Origin of the sequence: Pantoea sp. ARC270 (assembly GCF_003236725.1) — a bacterium.
Lineage (GTDB): Bacteria > Pseudomonadota > Gammaproteobacteria > Enterobacterales > Enterobacteriaceae > Pantoea > Pantoea anthophila.
Genome location: NZ_PUGA01000076.1, coordinates 1 through 2,124, shown reverse-complemented (window position 1 = coordinate 2,124; position 2,124 = coordinate 1). Strand labels below are relative to the sequence as shown.

At 55.4% G+C, this 2,124-nt stretch carries 2 protein-coding genes; both read left to right on the top strand.

Annotation, left to right across the window (positions count from 1 at the left end; all coding sequences use genetic code 11):
* The coding region (locus CKF42_RS20875; RefSeq protein ID WP_111209107.1) for a zinc-binding dehydrogenase at positions 1-910 on the top strand (910 nt) is incomplete at its 5' end.
* A gap of 309 nt (positions 911-1,219) precedes the next feature.
* Positions 1,220-1,765: a chorismate mutase gene (locus CKF42_RS20870; protein ID WP_111209106.1), complete on the top strand. Its 546-nt coding sequence runs from the start codon at positions 1,220-1,222 to the stop codon at positions 1,763-1,765.
* Positions 1,766-2,124 lie beyond the last annotated feature (359 nt).

Sequence of the window (2,124 nt, the reverse complement as noted above, 5' to 3'; positions counted from 1 at the left end):
CTTCATCTCCTGCGGCTCCTGCTGGTATTGCCAGCAACAGCTCCCCTCCTGCTGTGACAACACACATCCGCAGTGGGAAAAAGGGGAAACGGCGCTGGGCCATCCGACCGGCGGGATTTACGCTTACAGCCATGCTTTTGGCGGCTATGCGGGCTCGCATGCGGAGTATGTCCGCGTCCCCTTTGCCGACAATGACTGCTTTGTCGTACCCGACGGTGTCACCGATGAGCAGGCGCTGTTCCTCTCCGATGCGACACCCACCGGCTTCATGGGTGCCGATTTCTGCAACATCCATCCGGGTGACACGGTGGTGGTCTGGGGCTGTGGCGGCGTCGGCCTGATGGCTCAGCAGAGTGCCTGGCTGATGGGTGCACATCAGGTCATCGGTATCGATCGCTATCCTGAGCGGCTGGCGATGGCGCGGGATTTTGCAGGCAGCATCGCGCTGGATTACACCTCGGTCGATATCCACGAAGCCCTGCTGGAACTGACCGGCGGCCGCGGCCCGGACAGCTGTATCGATGCGGTCGGCATGGAGGCCAGGGGGGAAGGCTTAAGTCAGGTCTACGACAAGACGAAACAGATGCTGCATCTTGAAACGGATGTGGGGGCCGCCCTGCGTCAGGCACTCTACAGCTGCCGCAAAGGCGGCAACATCGCTATCCTGGGCGTGTATGGCGTGATGGATAAGTTTCCACTGGGGCTGATGATCAACAAGAGTCTGACCATCCGCACCGCCCAGCAGCACGGGCAACGCTATATGCACAGGCTGCTGGAGCATGTTGCGCAGAATGAACTCAACCCGGCGTTTATGGCGACGCATCGCTTCCCGCTGGAAGAAGCGCCGCGCGGCTATGAGATGTTTAAGCATAAAGAAGATGGCTGTGTTCGTGCCGTCTTTGTTCCCTGAGAACAGGATGCACCTGACCGATCCGGGCGGCTGAGCCGCCCTTTTCTCTTTATCCCCCACGCTTACCTCAACGTCCGATTATCCTTTTATGGCAGCCCGTTCCCCTGAGCAGAGCGGAAGCTGACCGTTCAGAATGGCAGTATCATATGAATTTTTTATGAACCTGAAAGCCAAAAAACGATGTTAAATGAATAACCTGCCTGAACGCTGCCGGTACCGCCATCATTCACATTTTGTAAAAATATTAATCACACTACGTTATCGTTTCATGCATAAATTAGTGCCACCTTTCACTCATGGAGCAGGCAAATGACGCAGTTTGTAGCGATTTTTTTCTCCTCACTCTTTATGTGCAGCAACGTTTTCGCCGGGTCGGTCTCTTCCGTCTCACTCGGGGCCATTTCAACCGCCCTGAATGAACGTTTGCAGGTCATGAAAGCCGTGGCAGGTTATAAAGCGCAGCATCATTTACCCGTGGAGGATCTGCCCCGGGAGCAGGTGGTACTGGAGAACATGCTGCACAATGCGCAGCAGGAAGGACTTGAGCCGGAATCGGTGGAACCTTTTATTCACGCCCTGATGAATGCCAGTAAAGCCATTCAGTATCGCTATCGGGCTGACTGGCTTTCCACGCCGGATAGCCTGCAGGCTGTTCCGGATCTGGCAGAGACCCGGCAGCAGATACAACGGCTGGATACACAGTTACTGACGGCGATCAGTCAGCGGCTGATGGCAGGCACCCTGGCTGATGCCGACAGAGCCTGGCTGCTTTCGCAGCTCGCGGCCCCCCACCTCAGTGAGGCGGACAAAAACAGCCTCGTGACCTCCCTTTCCCGCATTCAGCGCAGGCATTAGGCGGAGGGCGTCACGCAGAACCTGCAGAACGTTCTGCCCCTAAGGGGGAATCTGACACCGGTCATAAGTGAGAACGTTACAGGCAACAGCCCTGATGCGACTTTTCACTCTGAAGAATAGCGGCAAATGCTGTTCGCGAAAGGATGCGTTTACGTTAATGCAGGCATAAGAGCCTGTTGTCCGACAGGCTCTTATGCAGAGTGTTATCAATGCCAGGATCGATGATCAGTGCAGGAGTGAATTAATAATCAAACATCCCGGCGGGGATTTTATGACTCTCTTTTGTATCAGCGTAAGTCCGCGCAGTCTGGTAATCAATCACCGGAATGGGCCATGTGGGGGCCTTACCTTCATACATC